General features: G+C 73.8%; 14 protein-coding genes, 1 tRNA gene and 2 pseudogenes. 6 read left to right on the forward strand and 11 right to left on the reverse strand.

Annotated features, from left to right (window positions below):
• Positions 1-557 precede the first annotated feature (557 nt).
• A complete protein-coding gene (upp, locus tag MHY29_RS06035) occupies positions 558-1193 on the reverse strand; it encodes a uracil phosphoribosyltransferase (protein WP_224355638.1) in 636 nt (211 codons plus the stop codon).
• Positions 1194-1293: 100 nt separating this feature from the next.
• Here upp and tadA point away from each other — a divergent pair, with 100 nt between their 5' ends.
• Both tadA and MHY29_RS06045 read left to right on the forward strand, forming a co-directional pair.
• Entirely contained in the window at positions 1294-1752 is a 459-nt protein-coding gene (gene tadA, locus MHY29_RS06040; protein ID WP_239238923.1) for a tRNA adenosine(34) deaminase TadA, read from the forward strand.
• A 50-nt stretch (positions 1753-1802) separates the two neighbouring features.
• Positions 1803-1893, forward strand: a tRNA-Ser gene (locus MHY29_RS06045).
• A gap of 94 nt (positions 1894-1987) precedes the next feature.
• On the opposite strand, the gene MHY29_RS06050 is transcribed toward MHY29_RS06045, so the two are convergent.
• Positions 1988-3097, reverse strand: a complete 1110-nt coding sequence (locus MHY29_RS06050; RefSeq protein ID WP_224355640.1) for an alpha/beta hydrolase — start codon at positions 3095-3097, stop codon at positions 1988-1990.
• A 141-nt stretch (positions 3098-3238) separates the two neighbouring features.
• Here MHY29_RS06050 and MHY29_RS06055 point away from each other — a divergent pair, with 141 nt between their 5' ends.
• Both MHY29_RS06055 and MHY29_RS06060 read left to right on the forward strand, forming a co-directional pair.
• A complete protein-coding gene (locus MHY29_RS06055) occupies positions 3239-3697 on the forward strand; it encodes a 23S rRNA (pseudouridine(1915)-N(3))-methyltransferase RlmH (RefSeq protein WP_239238892.1) in 459 nt (152 codons plus the stop codon).
• Complete coding sequence (locus MHY29_RS06060; protein WP_239238895.1) at positions 3690-9047, forward strand: DEAD/DEAH box helicase; 5358 nt, start codon at positions 3690-3692, stop codon at positions 9045-9047. The genes MHY29_RS06055 and MHY29_RS06060 overlap by 8 nt, the downstream gene beginning before the upstream one ends.
• Here the strand turns inward: MHY29_RS06060 and brnQ are convergent.
• Complete coding sequence (gene brnQ, locus MHY29_RS06065) at positions 9024-10379, reverse strand: branched-chain amino acid transport system II carrier protein (RefSeq protein ID WP_224355643.1); 1356 nt, start codon at positions 10377-10379, stop codon at positions 9024-9026. The genes MHY29_RS06060 and brnQ overlap by 24 nt on opposite strands.
• Positions 10380-10481: 102 nt before the next feature.
• Between brnQ and MHY29_RS06070 the strand changes: the two genes are divergently transcribed.
• Positions 10482-11480 (forward strand): DNA-formamidopyrimidine glycosylase family protein, encoded by a 999-nt coding sequence (locus MHY29_RS06070; protein WP_224355644.1) that lies wholly within the window; start codon positions 10482-10484, stop codon positions 11478-11480.
• 126 nt (positions 11481-11606) lie between these two features.
• Positions 11607-12857, forward strand: a complete 1251-nt coding sequence (locus MHY29_RS06075) for a glucose-1-phosphate adenylyltransferase family protein (protein WP_224355645.1) — start codon at positions 11607-11609, stop codon at positions 12855-12857.
• 66 nt (positions 12858-12923) lie between these two features.
• On the opposite strand, the gene MHY29_RS06080 is transcribed toward MHY29_RS06075, so the two are convergent.
• The 8 genes and pseudogenes from MHY29_RS06080 to MHY29_RS06115 form a co-directional block, all read right to left on the reverse strand.
• The gene (locus MHY29_RS06080; protein ID WP_224355646.1) at positions 12924-13574 is read right to left on the reverse strand and encodes a GNAT family N-acetyltransferase; all 651 of its coding nucleotides are present in this window, start codon (positions 13572-13574) and stop codon (positions 12924-12926) included.
• 91 nt (positions 13575-13665) lie between these two features.
• Positions 13666-14430 carry a DinB family protein gene (locus MHY29_RS06085; protein WP_224355647.1) on the reverse strand — a complete coding sequence of 255 codons (765 nt, stop codon included), beginning with the start codon at positions 14428-14430 and terminating at the stop codon, positions 13666-13668.
• Between the two features lie 62 nt (positions 14431-14492).
• Positions 14493-15665 carry a low temperature requirement protein A gene (locus tag MHY29_RS06090; protein ID WP_224355648.1) on the reverse strand — a complete coding sequence of 391 codons (1173 nt, stop codon included), beginning with the start codon at positions 15663-15665 and terminating at the stop codon, positions 14493-14495.
• Positions 15666-15774: 109 nt separating this feature from the next.
• Complete coding sequence (locus tag MHY29_RS06095) at positions 15775-16569, reverse strand: aldo/keto reductase (RefSeq protein ID WP_239238914.1); 795 nt, start codon at positions 16567-16569, stop codon at positions 15775-15777.
• A gap of 268 nt (positions 16570-16837) precedes the next feature.
• Positions 16838-16969, reverse strand: a pseudogene (locus MHY29_RS06100) (DJ-1/PfpI family protein); the annotation flags it as partial.
• 169 nt (positions 16970-17138) lie between these two features.
• Positions 17139-17618 (reverse strand): AAA family ATPase, encoded by a 480-nt coding sequence (locus MHY29_RS06105; RefSeq protein ID WP_239238917.1) that lies wholly within the window; start codon positions 17616-17618, stop codon positions 17139-17141.
• A 171-nt stretch (positions 17619-17789) separates the two neighbouring features.
• A complete protein-coding gene (locus MHY29_RS06110) occupies positions 17790-18722 on the reverse strand; it encodes a GNAT family N-acetyltransferase (protein WP_239238920.1) in 933 nt (310 codons plus the stop codon).
• 180 nt (positions 18723-18902) lie between these two features.
• Positions 18903-19007, reverse strand: a pseudogene (locus tag MHY29_RS06115) (VOC family protein); the annotation flags it as partial.
• Positions 19008-19241: the final 234 nt, after the last annotated feature.

The following is a 19241-nucleotide window of genomic DNA, read 5'->3' on the forward strand; positions in this document are numbered from 1 at the left end:
GGACGGGGGTGGGCGCCGTCTGCGGGGGCGTGGGCTCATGGCTCGTGCCGCCGGCCAGACGGAGGTCGCCGCGGCGTGCCTGGGAGACGTTGGCGCGGCGCTGCGCGTTGCGCACGGAGATATGGACGTAGCCGGCGGTCTCACCCATGACGATCACTCCCTGTTCTTCGAGCCTCGCCGGATCCCTGCTCAATCCGGCGACGACGTCATATGACAAGAATGTGACGACACATTGTGGACGCGCAAGTCACGAGGGCCTCACCGTCTCACTCTGTGGACGTTTCGGCATCCAAAGTGATGAATGTCACTATTCCGTGGGTCGAATACTCTCCCAGGGTCCCCTCCGACACCTCCTCGCACCCTCTTGCGGGACGATCCGCCCCTCGAGGCCGCTCGGTTCCGACCCGGCGGAATATTTATGCGACTGCCCGCCTCGGCCATCGTGGCCTCGCCCACATGACGGCGCCCCCGATCCGAAGATCGGGGGCGCCGTCGTCCATCCTGTGGACGCCGCTCCCGCACGCGGCGATCCGGGGCGGCCCGCAGGCCGCCCGGGCTCACTCGGCCAGGCCGTAGAGGCGGTCGCCGGCGTCGCCGAGGCCGGGGACGATGTAGGACTTCTCGTTCAGCCGCTCGTCGACCGCGGCGAGGTACAGCTCCACGTCCACGTCCCCGAGGGCCTCCTCCAGGCGGGCCACGCCCTCCGGTGCGCCCAGCAGGCAGAGACAGGTGACACGTTCGGCGCCGCGCTCGTAGAGGAAGCGGATCGCCTCGATGAGGGTGCCGCCCGTGGCGAGCATCGGGTCCAGGACGAACACGTGACGGCCCGTGAGGTCCGCGGGCAGGCGCTCCGCGTACGTGACGATGTCCAGGGTCTCCTCGTTGCGGGCCATGCCCAGGAAGCCGACCTCCGCGGACGGGGCCATCTTGGTCATGCCCTCGAGCATGCCCAGGCCGGCGCGCAGGATCGGCACGACCAGCGGGCGCGGGCGGGCCAGGGTGGTGCCCACCGTGGTGGCCACGGGGGTCTTCACCTCGACCTCCGTCACGGCGACGCCGCGCGTGGCCTCGTAGGCGAGGAGCATGACGAGCTCCTCGGTGAGCTGACGGAAGATCATGGACGGGGTCCGCTCGTCCCGCAGGACGGTGAGCTTGTGGGCCACCAGGGGGTGGTCGACGACGTGAAGGCGCATGGCGCCCACGCTACCGCGCCCCCCGTAGCCTGGGGCGGTGACGCCCGCCGCAGCCCCGCCCCCGACTCCGGCCCCGACCTCCGCGCAGGAGCACGCCTGGATGGGCCTGGCCCTCGACGCCGCCCGCACCGCCGGCGAGGCCGGGGACGTCCCGATCGGCGCGGTCCTGGTGGACGGCGACGGCCGGGTGCTGGCCGCCGTGGGCAACGAGCGTGAGCAGCACCACGACCCGACGGCGCACGCCGAGGTCCTCGCCCTGCGCCGCGGCGCCGCCGCCCTGGCCGCCCGCGGGGACGCCGACGGCTGGCGGCTGGCGGAGTGCACGCTGGTCGTCACCCTGGAGCCCTGCCCCATGTGCGCCGGCGCCCTGCTGCTGGCGCGGATCCCGCGCGTCGTGTTCGGGGCCTGGGATCCCAAGGCGGGCGCCTGCGGCTCCGTCCTGGACGTGGTGCGGGACCCCCGCTTCAACCACACCGTGCAGGTGCGCGCCGGCGTCCGCGGGGACGAATGCGCGGCCCTGCTCGTGGACTTCTTCGCCGCGCGGCGGCCGGGCGGCTGACCCGGCGGGTTTGGGGGCGACGGCGCGGCTCGGGTAAGGTGTCCTGGTCTGGTGACGTGTCCGAGCGGCCGAAGGTGCAGCACTCGAAATGCTGTGTACGGTAACCCCGTACCGTGGGTTCAAATCCCACCGTCACCGCCAGATTCCCGGAAGCCCGGAGGCCTCGCGCCCCCGGGCTTCCGTCGTCCTCGGGGTCCCTCGCCCCCGGGTCCCTCATCCCCCGGAGCGCCGCAGGTCAGCGCCGCGGGCGGGGCATGGCCACGTCCAGGAACGCGGCCACGGCCGACCAAGAGATGGAGCCGTGCACGGCCTGCCGCGGCAGCCCGGAGCGGACCACGTCCGTGCGGCCCACCCGGCGGGCCATCATCTGCAGGTCGTGCCCGGCGCCCTCCACGGAGTACATGGCCACCGGCACGCCCGCCCCGACGTACGCCTGGTAGAGGCCGCGGCTCTGCACATAGGGGACCTCCCGGTCCGCGCGGCCGTGGACGATCAGCGTGGGCGGGGCCGCGGGCGTGACGTGGACGGCGGGGTTCGCCAGCCGGGCCAGCTCGGGGCGGGCCATCACGGGGGCGCCGAGCATGCGGGACTTGGTGGAGGCGTCGTCCAGGTGACAGTGCCGGGTGTGGTTGCGGCGGTCGTACTCCTCGCACGCCCCGCGGGGCATCTGCACGTTCATCTGCAGGAAGTCGACGGGCGCGAAGCAGTCCACGATCGCCTGCACCCGGTCCTCCTCCGGGATGGCGTGCCCGCCCTCGGGCACCTCGTCCCCCGGCGCGGGCACGGCCGAGCGGTCCAGGTCCCGGCCGCCGGTGAGACCGGCCATGAGGGCGTTCCACCCGCCGGAGGAGTTGCCGCCCACGGCGATCCGCCCCGGGTCCACCCGCAGCTCGCCCGCGTTCTCACGCAGGTGCCGCACGGCCGCCGTGGCGTCGAGGACCTGCGCCGGGAAGGCGTCCTCCCGGGCGCTGCGCACGGAGAACGCGGCCACGGCGTGCCCGGCGGGCACGAGGCCGCGGGCCACGGCGTCGCCGCCCTGGAAGCCCCGGTCCGAGCGCCAGCCGGAGCCCGCGTTCCACGCCAGCACGGGGAACGGGCCCTCGCCCTCGGGCAGGTACAGGTCCATGCGGCCGGCCGCGCCGGGCAGGTCCGCGTACACGATCCCGCTGATCACGGTGGTGCCGAAGAGGGCGCCCATGGTCTGCCGCAGCGCCGGGGAGTCCACGGGCGAGCCGTGGCCCAGGGCCGTGGCGGTGCCGCCCACGGCCAGGGCGCCCAGCCCGAGGCCCAGCAGGGTGCGCCGCCGCACCCGCGGGGCGCGCGCCGTCGAGGTGTCACCGCCCATCCGCGCACCTCCATGCCGCCCCGGGGAACCGCGGCCCGCTCACCGGGCCGCGAGCGCGAGCCTAGTCGAGGCCGGGGCCCGCCCCGCCCGGGGCGACAGGGCGCGCCTACGGCGTCGGGGGCCGGTGTCATGATGGTCCGCATGGCAGTGCGCGTGGTGGCGATCGGCAAGAGGCATGAGTCCTGGGTGTCCGAGGGGATCACCCGGTACGAGAAGCGCCTGAAGAAGCCCTGGGACCTCACCTGGCAGCTGCTGCCGCACTCGTCCCGGCAGGAGGACGCCGCGCGCGCGGAGGAGTCGGAGCGGATCCTGGCGAAGGTCGGCCCGGACGAGCAGCTGATCCTGCTGGACGAGCGCGGGAGGGGGTTCGACTCCCCCGGGCTGTCCGCGCACCTGCAGGGGCAGTTCGACCTCGGCTGCACCGTCACCCTGGTGATCGGCGGCGCCTACGGGGTGGACGCCTCCGTCCACGCCCGCGCGGACCGCGTGTGGTCCCTGTCCGGGCTGGTGTTCCCGCACCAGCTCGTGCGCCTGATCCTCGCCGAGCAGGTCTACCGCGCCCAGGAGATCGCCGGCGGGCGGCCGTACCACCATGCGTGAGGACGGCGGGGAGGGCCCCGCACCCGAGGAGGCGGCGCCGTCGCCCGCCGCGGTCCCGGACGCCGACGCCGTCCTGGCCCGGTTCAGCGAGCCCACCCGGCGCTGGTTCACGGGCGCGTTCGCCGCGCCCACGGCCGCCCAGCTGGGCGCGTGGGATGCGATCAGCTCCGGCCGGCACGCCCTCGTCGTGGCCCCCACCGGCTCCGGCAAGACCCTCTCCTCCTTCCTGTGGGCGCTGGACTCGTTCGTGCGCGAGCCCGCCGAGCCCGACGTCTCGGCCACCCGCGTCCTCTACGTCTCCCCGCTGAAGGCGCTCGGCGTGGATGTGGAGCGGAACCTGCGGGCCCCGCTGATCGGCATCACGCAGACCGCCCGCAGCCTGGGCGCGCCGGTGCCCGAGGTGCGGGTGGGGGTGCGCTCCGGGGACACCCCGGCGGCGGAGCGGCGCCGCCTGCAGCAGGACCCGCCGGACATCCTCATCACCACCCCCGAGTCCCTGTACCTCATGCTCACCTCGAAGGCGCGCTCGGCCCTGAGCGGCGTGCGCACCGTGATCGTGGACGAGGTGCACGCGGTGGCCGGCACCAAGCGCGGCGCGCACCTGGCGGTGTCCCTCGAGCGCCTCGACGCGCTGCTGGACTCCCCCGTGCAGCGGATCGGCCTGTCCGCCACGGTCGAGCCGGCCGCCGAGGTCGCCCGCTTCCTGGGCGGCGTGCAGCCGGTCACCGTGGTCCGCCCCGTCTCCGCCAAGCGGTGGGACCTCACCGTGACCGTGCCCCTGCCGGACATGACGGACCTCTCCACGCCCCCGCCCTCCGCGCTCGACGCCGGCAGGGACGGCGCGGCGGCCGGCGTCCCCGGGGAGGCCACGGGCGGCTCGATCTGGCCGCACATCGAGGAGCGGATCGTGGACCTCGTGGCCCCGCGCCGGTCCACGATCGTGTTCGCCAACTCGCGGCGTCTGGCCGAGCGGCTGACCGGCCGGCTCAACGAGATCTGGGAGGCCCGGCAGGAGGCCGCGGCCGCCGTCCACGACCCCGACCTGGTCCCCGGGTTCCGGACGCCCTCCACCGCCGGGGAGGTGCTCACCGACTGGCTGGGCACCGCCACCGGGCAGACCCCCGCGGGCGCGCCCCGGCCGCCCGGGGGCTCAGCGGCCACGTCCTTCCCCGCCCAGGTGGCGGGGCAGACCGGCACCGGCTCCGGCACCGTCAGCGACTTCGCCCGCGCCCACCACGGCTCCGTGTCCAAGGAGCAGCGCGCCCTCGTGGAGGAGGCGCTCAAGACCGGGCGGATCCGCTGCGTGGTCGCCACCAGCTCGCTGGAGCTGGGCATCGACATGGGCGCCGTCGACCAGGTGATCCAGGTGGAGTCCCCGCCGTCGGTGGCCTCCGCCCTGCAGCGCGTGGGCCGCGCCGGCCACCAGGTGGGCGAGGTCTCCCGCGGCGTGTTCTTCCCCAAGCACCGGGGCGACCTCGTGGACACCGCCGTGGTGGCCGAGCGCATGGCCGCCGGACGCATCGAGGCGCTGCGCATCCCCCAGAACCCCCTGGACATCCTCGCCCAGCAGACCGTGGCCGCCGTCGCCCTGGAGGACGTGGACGCGGAGGAGTGGTTCGACCTGGTGCGCCGTTCCGCCCCGTTCTCCGCCCTGCCCCACTCGGCCTACGAGTCCGTGCTGGACCTGCTGGCGGGCCGCTATCCCTCGGACGAGTTCGCCGAGCTGCGCCCGCGCATCCTCTGGGACCGCGAGCTCGGAGAGCTCTCCGCCCGGCCCGGGGCGCAGCGGCTCGCCGTGACCTCGGGCGGCACCATCCCGGACCGCGGCCTGTTCGGCGTGTTCCTGGCCACCGAGGCCTCCGACGGCGCCCCCGGCGGGGCCGCGCTCGGGGACACCGCCGAGTCCGCGTCCGGCGCCTCCTCCGGGTCGAAGCGCTCCGGCGGACGCCGCGTGGGCGAGCTCGACGAGGAGATGGTCTACGAGTCCCGCGTGGGCGACGTGATCCTGCTCGGGGCCACCAGCTGGCGCATCGTGGACATCACCGCGGACCGCGTCCTCGTCCTGCCCGCCTACGGCCAGCCCGGCAAGCTGCCCTTCTGGCGCGGCGACGCCGCCGGCCGCCCCGCCGAGCTGGGCGACGCCGTCGGCCGCTTCCGCCGCGAGCTCGACGCCGACCCCGACGCCGCCCGGGACCGCCTCGCCGCCGCCGGCCTGGACGAGTGGGCCCGCGAGAACCTGCTGACGTACCTGGCCGACCAGCGTGAGTCCACGGGCCGGCTGCCCACCGAGCAGGCGCTCGTGGTGGAGCGGTTCACGGACGAGCTCGGCGACTGGCGCGTGGTGCTCCACTCGCCGTACGGCATGGCCGTGCACGCCCCGTGGGCGCTCGCGGTGGGGGCGCGGCTGGCCCAGCGCTATGGGCTGGAGACCGGCTCCGGCGCCGCCATGGCCGCCGACGACGGGATCGTCCTGCGCGTGCCCCTGATGGACGCCGAGCCCCCGGGCGCGGAGCTGTTCGAGTTCAGCGCTGAGGAGCTGGAGGAGATCGTCACGGCCGAGGTGGGCGGCTCCGCCCTCTTCGCCGCCCGGTTCCGGGAGAACGCGGCCCGGGCCCTGCTGTTGCCCCGCCGCGACCCCGGCCGGCGCACCCCGCTGTGGCAGCAGCGCCAGCGCTCGGCGCAGCTGCTGGACGTGGCCCGCAAGTACCCCTCGTTCCCGGTGATCCTGGAGACCGTCCGCGAGGTGCTCCAGGACGTCTACGACCTGCCCGCGCTGAAGGACCTGGCCGGGCGGATCGCGAGCCGGGCCGTGCAGATGGTCGAGGTCACCACCCCCGCGCCGTCCCCGTTCGCGCAGTCGATCCTCTTCGGGTACGTCGCGCAGTTCATCTACGAGGGCGACTCTCCCCTGGCCGAGCGCCGCGCCGCCGCCCTCTCCCTGGACCCCGCCCTGCTGGCCGAGCTCCTGGGCACGGAGGAGCTGCGCGAGCTGCTCGACCCCGAGGTCATCGCCCGGGTGGAGGCGGAGCTGCAGCGCACCGCCCCCGACCGGCGGGTGCGCGGCGCCGAGGCCCTGGCCGACCTGCTGCGGATCGTGGGCCCGCTGTCCGTGGCGGAGGCCGCCGCGCGCACCCTGCCCGTGGAGGACGCCGCGCCCGCGCCGGCCGACGAGGCCGCCGCCGGCGCCCCCTCCGCCGCGCACCTCGCCGCGGTGACCGCGCACCTGGAGGGGCTCGAGCGCACCGGCCGGGCCTACCGGGTTCGGCTGAACGGCGAGGAGCGGTTCGCGGCCGTCGAGGACGCCGCTCGGCTGCGCGACGCCCTCGGCGCCCCCATCCCCCTGGGCGTGCCCGTGGCGTTCCACGAGCCCGTCGAGGACCCCGTGGGCGATCTCGTCTCCCGGTACGCCCGCACCCATGGTCCCTTCACCGCCGCCGAGGCGGGCGCCGCGCTGGGACTGGGCGGCGCCGTCGTGCTCCCGGTGCTGCAGGCCCTGGCCTCCCAGCGGCGCGTCTCCCAGGGCGCGTACCGGCCGGACGGCACACCCGGGGCCACCGGGCTGGAGGCCGAGTGGATCGCCGCGGAGGTCCTGCAGAAGGTGCGGCGCCGCTCGCTGGCCGCGCTGCGCGCCGAAGTCGAGCCCGTGGACCAGGCCGCCTACGCCCGATTCCTCGCCGACTGGCAGCACCTGCGCCCCCGGCCCGGGCGGCCCTCGCCGGCCACGCTGGAGGGGGTCGACGGCGTCGCGACCGTCCTGGACCAGCTCGCAGGCGTGCCCCTGCCCGCGAGCGCCTGGGAATCGCTCGTGCTGCCCTCCCGCGTGCGGGACTACACGCCGGGCCTGCTGGACGAGCTGCTCGCCACCGGCGAGTACGTGTGGTCCGGCACCGCGGACGCCCCCGGCAACGACGGCTGGGTGGCGCTGCACCCCGCCGACGCCGTGGACCTCACCCTGCGCCGCCCCGAGCCGCCCGCGCAGGACGTCGCCGCCGAGCGCCTGACCGCGCGGGACCACCTGCTCACCGTGCTCGCCGGCGGCGGGGCCTGGTTCTTCGGGCCCCTCGTGGAACGGGTCCGGGCCGACGCCGCGCGCGCGGCGGAGGCGGAGGCCGGGGGCGAGGACGGGCCGCGCGACCCCCACGCCGCCGCGGCCACCCTGCCCCGCGGCCCCGTGATCCTCGAGGCGCTGTGGGACCTGGTGTGGGCCGGGCGCGTCGGCAACGACACGTTCGCTCCCATCCGCGGCCTGCTCTCCCTCGGGAAGACCGCCCACCGCACCGGTCGGCAGACTCCGCGGGCCCGCACGGCCCGCACCGGCGGGGCGGCCCTGTCCGCCGCCGGGACGGGCGGCCGCGGGCTGGGCGGACGCCTCGCCGGGGTCCGTGGGCGCGGCCGGTACGCCGGACTCGCCGCCCCGGGCTCAGGCGCCGGCGCGGGGACGCTGCCCGGCGCCGGGCTGGTGGGCCTGTCCGCCGCGGAGGAGGCCCGCGCGGCCGGGCGCTGGAGCCTGCTCCCGGACCCCGAGCCGGACCCCACCATCCGCGCCCACGCCGCCGCCGAGGTCCTCCTGGACCGCTACGGCGTGATCACCCGCGGCTCCGTGGTGGCCGAGGAGGTGCCCGGCGGGTTCGCCGGCCAGTACCAGCTGCTCACCCGCATGGAGGACGCCGGCCAGGTCCGCCGCGGCCACTTCGTGGACCGCCTGGGCGGCGCCCAGTTCTCCACGGGCGCCGTGGTGGACCGGCTGCGCTCGTTCCAGCGGGACGAGGACGGCCCCTCCCCCGCCGAGGAGGAGCCCGCGCCCCGGCTGGACGCGTTCGGGATGCCCGTGGACGAGTCCCCGCGCACGGACTGGTCCGGCTGGGTCGCCGACGGGGTCGGCGGGTGGACGCCCGCCCCCCAGGGCCACGGCGCGGGCATGGGCACAGTCGGCGGTACCGCCGGCGCCCGCGAGGAGCCGCTGCCCCCGGCGCTGGCGCTCGCGGCCACGGACCCGGCCAACCCCTACGGCGCGGCCCTCGACTGGCCGGATCTGCCCGCCGGCCCGGACGGGGTGGCCCCCACCGGCCACCGCCCGGGTCGGAAGGCGGGTGCCGTCGTCGTGCTGGTGCACGGGGCGCTGGCGCTCTACATGGAGCGCGGCGGGCGGACGCTGCTGGCGTTCACGCAGGACGGCCCGGTGCTGCGGGCCGCGGCGCAGGCGCTCGTGTGGGCGCTGCGGGCGGCCAGGACGGACAAGCTGAGCCTCGAGAAGGTCAACGGGGGGCCGCTCCTCGGCACCCCGTTGGCCGAGGCCCTGCTGGCGGCCGGGTTCTACTCGTCCCCGTCAGGCATCCGCTACCGCAGCTGAGCGGCCGCGCCCGCGGGCGGCTTCGAGGACGAGGCCGACCACAAGGCCGACGAGGGCGGGGACGACCCAGCCGAAGCCGTTCTCGTACCAGGGAAGGATCCGCCCGGCGAGGTCGGTGAGCGCCGTGACGGGCCCCGTGGCGGCGAGCGTCTCCGGGAGGGCGGCCAGCAGGTCGAAGACCGCGGCCACGGCGGTGAAGGCGACCACCGCGCGGGCCACGGTCAGGTGGTGGCGGACCCAGCCCCAGCCGAGGCCCAGCGCGATGATCACGATCGCGAGCGGGTAGAGGAACATCAGCACGGGGATGGACCAGGCGATGATCGCCTCGAGGCCGAGGTTGGCGATGACCAGGGAGACGAGCAGGAACACGGACGCCCACACCCGGTAGGAGCCGGGGAACATCTCGGCGAACATCTCCCCGCACGCGACGATCAGGCCGATGCTCGTCTTCAGGCAGGCCGCGAGCACGATCGCGGCGATGAGCCAGGTGCCGGCCGGGCCGAAGTAGTGGCTGGCCGTGCCCGCGAGGACGGCGCCGCCGCTGGCCGCCCCCGGCAGCGCGCCGTGGCTGGTGGCGCCGATGTAGGCCAGCGCCCCGTAGACCACGGCCATGCCCAGGCCGCCCACGATGCCGGCCTTGCCCAGCTCCACGGCGAGCCGGCGCGGGGAGTCCACGCCCAGGCGGCCGGCCGCCTCCACGATCAGCACGGCGAACGCCAGGGAGGCGAGGGCGTCCATCGTGTTGTAGCCGTCCAGGATTCCGGCGGTCAGCGCGCCGTCGGCGTAGGGGCCGGCGGGCGCGGGCAGGTCGCCGGAGGACATCGGGGCGACGACGGCCGCCACCGCGAGCGCGCCGAGCAGGAGCAGGAACACGGGGGTCAGGAAGCGGCCCACCCAGTCCAGGAGCCGGCCGGGGCGGAAGGCCGCCACGGCCGCGACCCCGAAGAACACGAGGGTGAACACGGGCAGCCAGGGCCCGTCCCCGGCCAGGGGTGCGACGCCGATCTCGTAGGAGACCGTGGCGGTGCGGGGGATGGCGAAGAGGGGGCCGATCGCCAGGTAGAGCAGGCAGGTGAAGGCTGTCGCGAACCACGGGGAGATCGGGGCGGTCATCTCCCGGACGGACCGGGACCGGGTCAGGGCCGAGGCGATGATGCCCAGCACCGGCAGGCCCACCGCGGTGAGGAGGAAGCCGAGCGTCGCGGGGACGACCGCGGAGCCGGCGTCGCGGCCCAGGCCCGCGGGGAAGATCAGGTTGCCGGCGCCGAAGAACAGGCCGAAGACGAGGGAGGCCAGCAGCAGGGTCTGGCCGGGGCGCAGGCGCGCGGACATGGGGGGTGCCTCTCGGGCGGGGAGACGGGACGGGGATCGACCCTAGCGCGCCCCCGGGGACCGGTGCGGGACGCCGCGGCGGCGGCCGGGTAGGTTCGGCTCATGCCCGAAGGCGACTCCCTCGTCCGCGCCGCCCATCGGCTGCGCCCGGTGCTGGCCGGCCGCGTCCTCACCCACGCCGACCTGCGCGTGCCCCAGCTGGCCACGGCCCGACTGACCGGCTGGACGGTGTCCGAGGTCGAGCCGCGCGGCAAGTGGCTGCTCATGCGCCTCACCCCGCCCGCGGACCGGCCCGACGCCGCCCCCCACACCCTGGTCTCCCACCTGAAGATGGAGGGCCGCTGGATGGTCACGGGCCGCGACGCGCGGTGGCCCGCCCCCGCCTGGCAGGTCCGGGCCGTCCTGGAGACGGCGGAGCACCGGGCGGTCGGCGCGCAGCTGGGCCGACTGGAGCTGGCGCCCACCGCGGAGGAGGACCGGCTGCTGGGGCACCTCGGCCCGGACCTGCTCGACCCCGCCTGGGACGACCCCGCCCGGGGCGCCGAGCTGCTGGCCGAGGGGGTGCGCCGCCTGACGGCCCGCCCGGAGCGCCCGGTGGGCCTGGCCCTGCTGGACCAGCGCACCACGTGCGGGATCGGCAACATCTACCGCTGCGAGTCGCTCCTGCTCGCGGGCCTGGACCCGCACCGGCCGGTGGCCGCGGTCCCGGACGTGTCCGGGCTGCTGACCCTGGCCCGGGACCTGCTGCGCGCCAACGTCCCCCCTGCGGCCCCCTTCATCGGCTGGCCGCGCACCACCACGAGGGTGCGACCGGACCCGTCCGGCCCGTACGGGCTGCGCGTCGTCGTCGAGGACCGCGGCTTCCCCGGCGGCCTGCCGGGCGGGCCCGTGCCCGACGATGCCCCTCACGCCTCGGCGACGTCCACCTCCGGTGCGGGGCTGGGGCGGCGCGGGGACCTGCCGCGCGGGCCGCACTACTGGGTGTACGGCCACCGGACCACCCCGTGCGGGCGCTGCGGCGGGCCGGTGACGTTCGAGGAGTACGGCTCCCCCGAGGACGACGAGCGGCAGCTGTGGTGGTGCCGCACCTGCCAACGGTGAGCGGTGCCCCGTCCCTCCCGGGCGGCTCCCCCGCCCCGGTAGATTTCCGGCACCGAACGCCCCAGGTCAGCCCGTCCCGCCCTCCGGCGCGGCCCGGCTGACCCGAGAACGAAGGAGCACCCCCGCATGGCCGATCCGTTCCCGAAGGACCCCGCCGGGTCGACCGTCGCGCTCGTGCTCGCCGGCGGCCGGGGCAGTCGCCTGGACCCGCTCACCGCGGCCCGCTCCAAGCCGGCGGTGCCGTTCGCCGGGCAGTACCGGCTGATCGACGTCGTCCTGTCCAACCTGGCGCACTCGGGCCTGAAGGACGTGTGGATCGCGGAGCAGTACCGGCCGTTCACCCTGAACCAGCACCTGGCCGGCGGCCGCCCCTGGGACCTGGACGGCACCCGCCACGGCCTGCGGATCCTGCCGCCGGCGGAGGGCCGCGAGGAGGAGGGGTTCTCCGCGGGCAACGGCCACGCGCTGGCCCAACAGGTGCCGATCCTCCGCTCCTTCGGCGCGGAGCGGGTCGTCGTGCTCTCCGCGGACCACCTGTACCAGCTCGACCTGCGCCCGGTGCTGGCCGCCCACGCGGACTCCGGCGCCGAGCTGACCATGGTCACCACGGTGACGGACGAGGACCCGTCCCGGTTCGGAGTGGTGCAGGCGGACGAGGACGGCGCCGTGACGGCCTACGACTACAAGCCCGAGGACCCCGAGGGTCGGCTCGTGGCCACGGAGGTCTTCGTGTTCGACGTCGCGGCGCTGCACGAGGTCGTGGCGGAGCTGGTGGCCCGGGAGAAGGCCGCCGGAGAGCACGCGGACGGGGAGGAGGACGAGGACGGCGACCCCGTGGCCAGCTCCCTGGGCGACTACGGGGAGACGATCATCCCCGCGTTCGTGGAGCGCGGCCGGGTGCGGGAGCACCGGTTGGAGGGGTACTGGCGGGACATCGGCACGCTGGACGCGTTCTACCGGGCCCACATGGAGCTCCTGGACGGCGCAGGCCTGGACCTGGCGGCGCCCGGCTGGCCGCTGCTGACCAACCCGCCGGCCGCCCCGCCGGCGCGCGTGGGGCCGCGCGCGGAGGTCTCCAACGCGCTGCTCTCCCCCGGCTGCGTGGTCAAGGGGACCGTGGAGGACTCGGTCCTCGGCCCCGGTGTGGTGGTGGAGCGCGGCGCGCACGTGCGCCGGTCCGTCCTCTTCGGGGAGTGCATCGTGCCCCGCGGTGCCCGGCTGGACGCGGTGATCGCCGACGTCGGCGCGCACATCCCCGCGGAGGAGGTCGGCCGCTCCCGGCCCGGCCCCGGCAACCTCACCGTGCTGACCCCCGCCACGCGGGACCCCGACTCCGAGGACGAGACCACGGGCGGGGCCGCCGCGAAGGACGGCTGACACTCGCGTCGGCGGTTCAGGGGCGGCGGACGATGGCGGTGCGCAGCAGCACGGCCTCCGGGAGCGTCACGCCAGGCCCAGGAACCTGCGGAGCTCGTCGGCTCCCGTGATCCGTACCGGCTCGTCTCCGTGGACGAATCCCTCGGGCAGCAACTCGAAGTAGACCTCGGGTGTCGGCACGCCGCGACGCTCAGCCTGGCCGCGGCCGGTCTCCAGGTAGCCAACCTTCTCGCTGACCCGCCGGGAGGCGGCGTTGTCCTCCCAGGCGGAGGAGGTGACGGCGTCGAGACCCAGGCCGTCGAACGCGAGCGCGCACATCATGCGCCGCATCCGCGTGCCCAGCCCCTGGCCTTGGAACGGCAGGCCCAGCCAGGAGCCGGTCTCCAGGCGGCGGGTGCCAGCGACGTCGGGACCGTTCATGCCCCGCATGCCGATCACCTGGCCGTTTCGCCGCACCACAAGCTCGAGGCTCACGTCGCCGTCCACAGTGCGGGTGAGGGTCGAGGCGTAGAACCGTAGGTAGTTCGCGGGCATCTCCTCGGCCGGGGCGTCCGTCCACGGGAACAGGAACGGCGTCCAGGAGGGGTCGTGGATTCCGCCCGCCACCACGTCGAGCACCTCCGGCACGTCGGCCTCGCGCAGCGCGGTCATCCGCAGGTCACCGGCCTCGACGACGAGCCCGGAGGGCGGCCAGATCTCCTCGAGAGTGCGCGTCATGGGTGAAACCTATCTGAGCCGCGCCTGGTCAATAATCCCCCCACCGTGCGCATAGTCACGATGCACTCATGTCGTCTCCGCACGTGGTCGTTCAGCGCCCCTGGGCCGCGGCGTCGTCGAGGGCGTCCAGGTCACGCAGGGCGTAGCGCAGGTGCTCCCACTCCTCCTCGAGGATCACGTGGAGGCACGAACGCACCGTCTCCGGATACTCGGGGCTCCACGGGTGGCGGCGTTCCTCGTCCAGTCCGGCGTCGTCCACGGACGCCAGGAACTCGCGGACCTGGGCCAGGCGCTCGGACCGCACCGCGAGCACCTGCTCGTAGGGCGGGGGCGTGGATGCGAAGAAGGCGAGGTCGACGCCATCGTCTTCCGCACCCGCGCGGGGCTGGCCGAGCGGGTGGAACGGCTCCTCGGCGCCCTGGATCCCCCGGCTCAGCCAGGCGTCGGTCGCGAAGACGAGGTGGCGCAGGGTCTGGGAGAAGGACCACTCTCCCTCGACCGAGACGTCGACTGCGCCGTCCGGGAGCGCCGATGCGCGGTCGGTCGCCTGACGCCAGGAGGCTTCTACCGCGCCCCAGGCCCCGCGCAGTCCCTCGGCGTCCTCGGCGCGCCGCTGCGCCCGGCCGGGGAACCGCCGGTTCAGCTCGACCTCCACAAGCGGGGCGACGTCGACGCCGTTGACGACCAGAGACCCCTCGCCATCGAGCAGCCACGGGGAGTCGAAGTCCGCGCCGTCGAGCATCACGCCGCGCGCCCTGACGTGGGAGAGGTCGGAGTCGATGAACCGAGCGCCCCGCAGGCTCCTGCCGACAAAGCGGGCACCCTCGAGCTTCAGCGAGTCGGGAACTGCAGCCATGTCTTCGAGGGTGCCAGCCGACCCCTGGATTCATGGTCAGACACGCCCTAGGCGTTCTCACCTCAGTGGACTTGGCCGGCGGTTGCGGGACCGATCCGCGGCCGTCGCACGAGTTCCCACGTCAGGCGCAGGGCGCCGACCGCGGTGAGAGCCGCCAGCACTGACCATGCGGGCATGCTCAGTGCTGGCGGGATGATGAGCAGGCATGCGGCCGCCGCGAGGAGGCGGTCCGGCACGAGCTGATGGTGATCGCGCCATCGGTAGGCGACATCGGCGGCGTAGAACAGGCCCACCCCGCCACTGAGGGCGATGGCCGGCAGCAGCGGTAACGGGTCGGACACGTGCTCGAGCGCCACGCTGGCGCCGAAGCCGAAGAAGGTGACCCCGGCGACGAGGGGAAGGTGGAGGTAGCTGTAGGCGTCGCGGGCCAGTCGGGCGCGCTCGGGCCCGTCGGCGTCTTCGAGGCGTTGCTCGGCACCGGCGGTCAGACCGAAGTAGGTCCACCACAACGAGGCGGCGATCAGGACTCCGAGGACGGCGGCGGCGAGCACGACCGGCTGCTGCAGGTGCTCGCTGGCCCCGGTGCCCAGCCCGACGACGGCTTCACCGAGCGCGATGATGATGATGAGGCCGTGGCGCTCGACGAAGTAGGAGGGCACCACCCGGAAAACCTCGACCCCGGCGACCAGGGGTCCGCCGAAGTCGATGATGGCTGCGCCGATCCAGAGCAGCTCTCGGTAGGGGGCTGGGAAGGCGGCGGCGACGGCGATCAGGACTGGTGCGATGAGCAGGCTCGGGACCAGCCGCAGGAGGCCTGCACGGAGGTGTTCGTCGTCGTGGGAGGCGTCCACGACGAACATGACCAGGTGGATGACGCGGATGGCGAGCAGGGCAAGCCCGAAGACGAGGGCTCCGGTGCTGAACGCGGTCGGGAGTGCGCTTGCGGCCAGCAGCATCGCAGCCATGGCGGCGATGACCAGGCAGCGAAACACCACCCGATGCGTGGTGAAGGTGTTGGTGAGCCAGGTGTAACAGACCCAGGCCCACCACACCGCCAGCAGGCCGAGCACACCATGACCGAAACCCCGCCACGAAACGTCGTCCCGCACCAGCTCGGTCAGCTGCGCCATGGCGTACACGAACACCAGGTCGAAGAACAGCTCCAGGTTGCCCACCGACCCGCTGCCGCTGTCCCGCGCGTCGGCCTCGCTGCCCGGCTCAGAGTTCTCTGACATCCGCGACATCATCCCCTTTCCAGCCCGGCAACTCCCACCCCTCACCGACGGCGCTGCCGCGCTGTCCGGAGCGCTGCCCGGAACGACCGGGCTGCGCCCTTGGGCAGGGTCACAGCATTTCCAATGGTCGCGGTCCGCTCGGGGGCGGAAAAGCACGGTCCAGAGCATCCAGGTCGTCGCGGGTCAGCTCCACGTCCAGTGCTGTGGCGTTGTCTCGCACGTGCTGCGGGCTGCTCGCCTTGGGGATCGTGCAGAGCGAGTCGCGGCGCAGCACCCAGGCCAGGGCCGCCGCCGCGGGGCTGACGCTGTGACGGGCCGCGACATCGTTCAGCGTCGTGTCGTGAAGGATGCGGCCCTGCTCGATCGGCGAGTACGCCATGACCGGCAGCTGGTGGTCGGCGCACCACGGCAGGAGGTCGTACTCCGGTCCTCGCCGCGACAGGTTGTACAGCACCTGATCCGTGGCCAGCCCGCTGCTGCCCGGCACGTCCTGCAGGTCGGCGAGGTCCCGGTGGTCGAAGTTGCTGACGCCCCAGTATCGGATTTTCCCGTCCTCGACGAGCTGGTGGAAGGCTGAGACGGTGTCCTGCAGCGGGTACCGGCCCTGCCAGTGCAGCAGGTAGAGGTCGATCCGATCGGTGCCCAGGCGTTTCAGGCTGCGTTCGCAGGCCGCGATCGTGCCGGAACGGGAGGCGTGGGACGGCATGACCTTGCTGACCACGAACGCCTCGTCGCGGCGACCCGCCAATGCTTCACCGACCACCTCCTCCGCGCCGCCGTCGGCGTACATCTCGGCGGTGTCGACCAGCGTCATGCCCAGCTCGAGGCCGGCGTGCAGCGCGGCGACCTCGTCGCCGCGGCGGCCGGGGTCCTCACCCCAGCCCCAGGTGCCCTGGCCCAGCACAGGGATGGACTCCCCGCTCGGCAGCGCTATCCGTCGCATCCGCGATCACTTCCTTCTGGTTGTCCTGAGGTGGGGCGTGGGCTGAGATCCGCGAAGGGCTCGCGCGTCCTCGACCCGTACTGGCTTAGAGGAGGGTGGCCGGTACCGAGATGCCGGGTGTCGAGCCGGTAGTCAGCCCCGCCTGCGTCATGTGGCGTACCGGGCTGCTCACGAGCGGTTTCCGGCGCCGGTGGGCTGGACAGTACTCCCACGGCGGAACAGAGGGGAAGAGATCGTCGGGTGAGCGGCTGGTGGCCAGGTTCTCGTCTCGGTACGCCTCTTGGTCCACCACGTTCGCGCCGGCGTTGCGCAGGTCGGTGCGGATGCTGGGGAATGAGGTCAGGGTCCGGCCGGTCACGAGACTGTCGAGATGCGGTGAATAGTTCGCAGGACACGCGGCGAACTCTTCGCAAAAGGGACTGGTGCGCGAAGACAGCGCATCACAAGCGTCCAACTCCTGGCCGATCGGCACGCTCCGCGTCGTCGGGAAGAGGCGGGGCACGGAGGCGGCTGCTACCCGGCTGGCGGGACTAGGCGCCGTGCAAGATGCGAGTGACGATCTGCTCCGGTGCCTCAGTCGCGGTGATGCGGTGTTCACCGACGAAGGGCAGTGCCTGCCAGCCGTGGTACCACGACACCATCTCGTCCGCCGAGAACTCTGCGGCCTTGGGACGCATCGCGTGCCGGCGGACAGTCTCCGCGAAGGTCAGGTCGAAGGCGTAGAACCGAGCATCGTCACTGGCCGCCGCAACTCGTTCCAACATCGGCCCGTACCGCCCCGCGTGGAAGATCCCGTCGAGGATCACGTGATGCCCGCGCCCGAGGCAGTGCAGCGCGGCGGCTTCGAGCAGGTCGGCGTGCGCGAGGCTGTCCTGCTCACGTTCGGCGTAGATGCTCCGTCGGAAGTGGTCCTGGCTCAGGATGGCAGCGGGTCGGTCCAGGCGGTCCTGGAGGAGAAGCGCGACCGTCGACTTCCCGGAGGCCGCGTTGCCGCGGAGCACGATGAGCATGACGCCAGGGTAGAGGCAAGAGCTGAACGCGAATGGGCTTCGTCCATGCGCCTCGTCTTGTGTCGAGATGCAGCCAAGATTGCACACCTCGTAGCACGTGGAGGTCACGGACCAGCCGCCCTACTGCGCCCGACGGGCCGTCAGCAGACCCCGCGGCTGGGTCGTGGGGATCTAGGACTGCTCCAGATCGATCCGCACCTCGACCAGCGTGTAGCCGGCCCGGGTGAACGCCGCCGCCATCGGGGCGTTGACCGCATCGGTGGTCGCGGTGATTCGTCGCGCTCGATCCCCGATCTGGAATCGGGTGATGTACGCGAGGATCTCGTCCACGTAGCCGTGGCCGCGGTGCTGCGGCAGGACGGCCAGGTACCCGACGTTGCGGTTGGTCGGGGTGGCGGAGGGGATGGCCAGCCCGATGATCTCGCCGTCGTGAGTCTGCGCAACGCGCCACCACGAGCGCTCTCCTGGGCAGGAGAGATAGTAGGCGATCTCGTCACGGGCCAGCTCCGCCGCCGTGGTCTGCTCCAGCTCGCGTGCCGTCATCACGTCCAGTGATCCTGCCGCGGCATCGGCGAACAGGCGCATGAACACCTCGTCGCTTTCCGGAGTGAAGCGCAGGCGGGCCGGATTGGGGGGCACCGTTCCGCCCCAATCCCATTGGAACTGCAGGCGCTGATTCACGCGGTCCAGGCCGTTGGCGCTCGCGACCTGCATCTTCAGCCGGACGTTCTCTGCGACCTCGGGGTGGTCTCCCCACCCGACCGGCACCCGGAGGGTGTGAGGCAGCAGAGTTCGCCTGTCTGGTGCCTCGACGAGGACGCGGCCGTGGGTAAGAAGTCCGGTGAGAACCTCGCCCGGCTCCGAGGTGCCTGGCGCGACGTCCCAGAGGTCCAGCGCAATGGGTTCCTGGCCATCGCGCCCCCACCACATGGCCCGTCCGATCACGTCGTCGTCGTCATTGGTGGCGATGCACGACCACTCGGGCTTCATTCGACCGGCTTCGATCTCGGTGAGGATCACTTCGTGCGTCAGGCCGGCGGCGGTATGGGATGGCAGGGCAGCTGCTGCGCGTAGTTCCTCGAGCGAGGGGCGGTGGAAGTCCATGGCACCCACTATGCGCGTGTCGAGACGCAGCGAAGACTGCACACGACACGCGAGGAAGGTTGCTCCCCCGGAGTCTTGTCGGGATGCGCGTGAAGTTCTGGACTCACACGGGACTTCGTTCACTTGGTGGCGTCTCCCGCGTGGGAGCGGAGGATTGGGCGTGGCCTTGAGGTCTGGGTCTCATTCGAGAATGCAGAACTCGTTGCCCTCAGGGTCAGTCAGGACGGCCCATCCGAGGTCGTGGCGCCGATCGTCTGCGAGCGTGGCTCCGAGCTCGAGGGCGCGCGGTCCTCGTCGCGGATCGCCTGGACCACGTCATCCCCCAACGAGACGGCGTTCACCACCCTTGTGTGGCAGGCGACAGCATCCCCGTCCAGCGTCTCCACCGGATGCTGAAGAGCGTCACGGCCACGTCATACGACGCCATCCGTCCCCGCCTTCCCCGGGCGCCCCCTCGGCCCCGTTGCCTCCACACCCTACGCACAGCCACCACACGGCCGCACCCCCGCGGCCCCCGGC

The sequence above is a fragment of the Micrococcus sp. ACRRV genome (assembly GCF_022346985.1).
GTDB lineage: Bacteria > Actinomycetota > Actinomycetes > Actinomycetales > Micrococcaceae > Micrococcus > Micrococcus porci.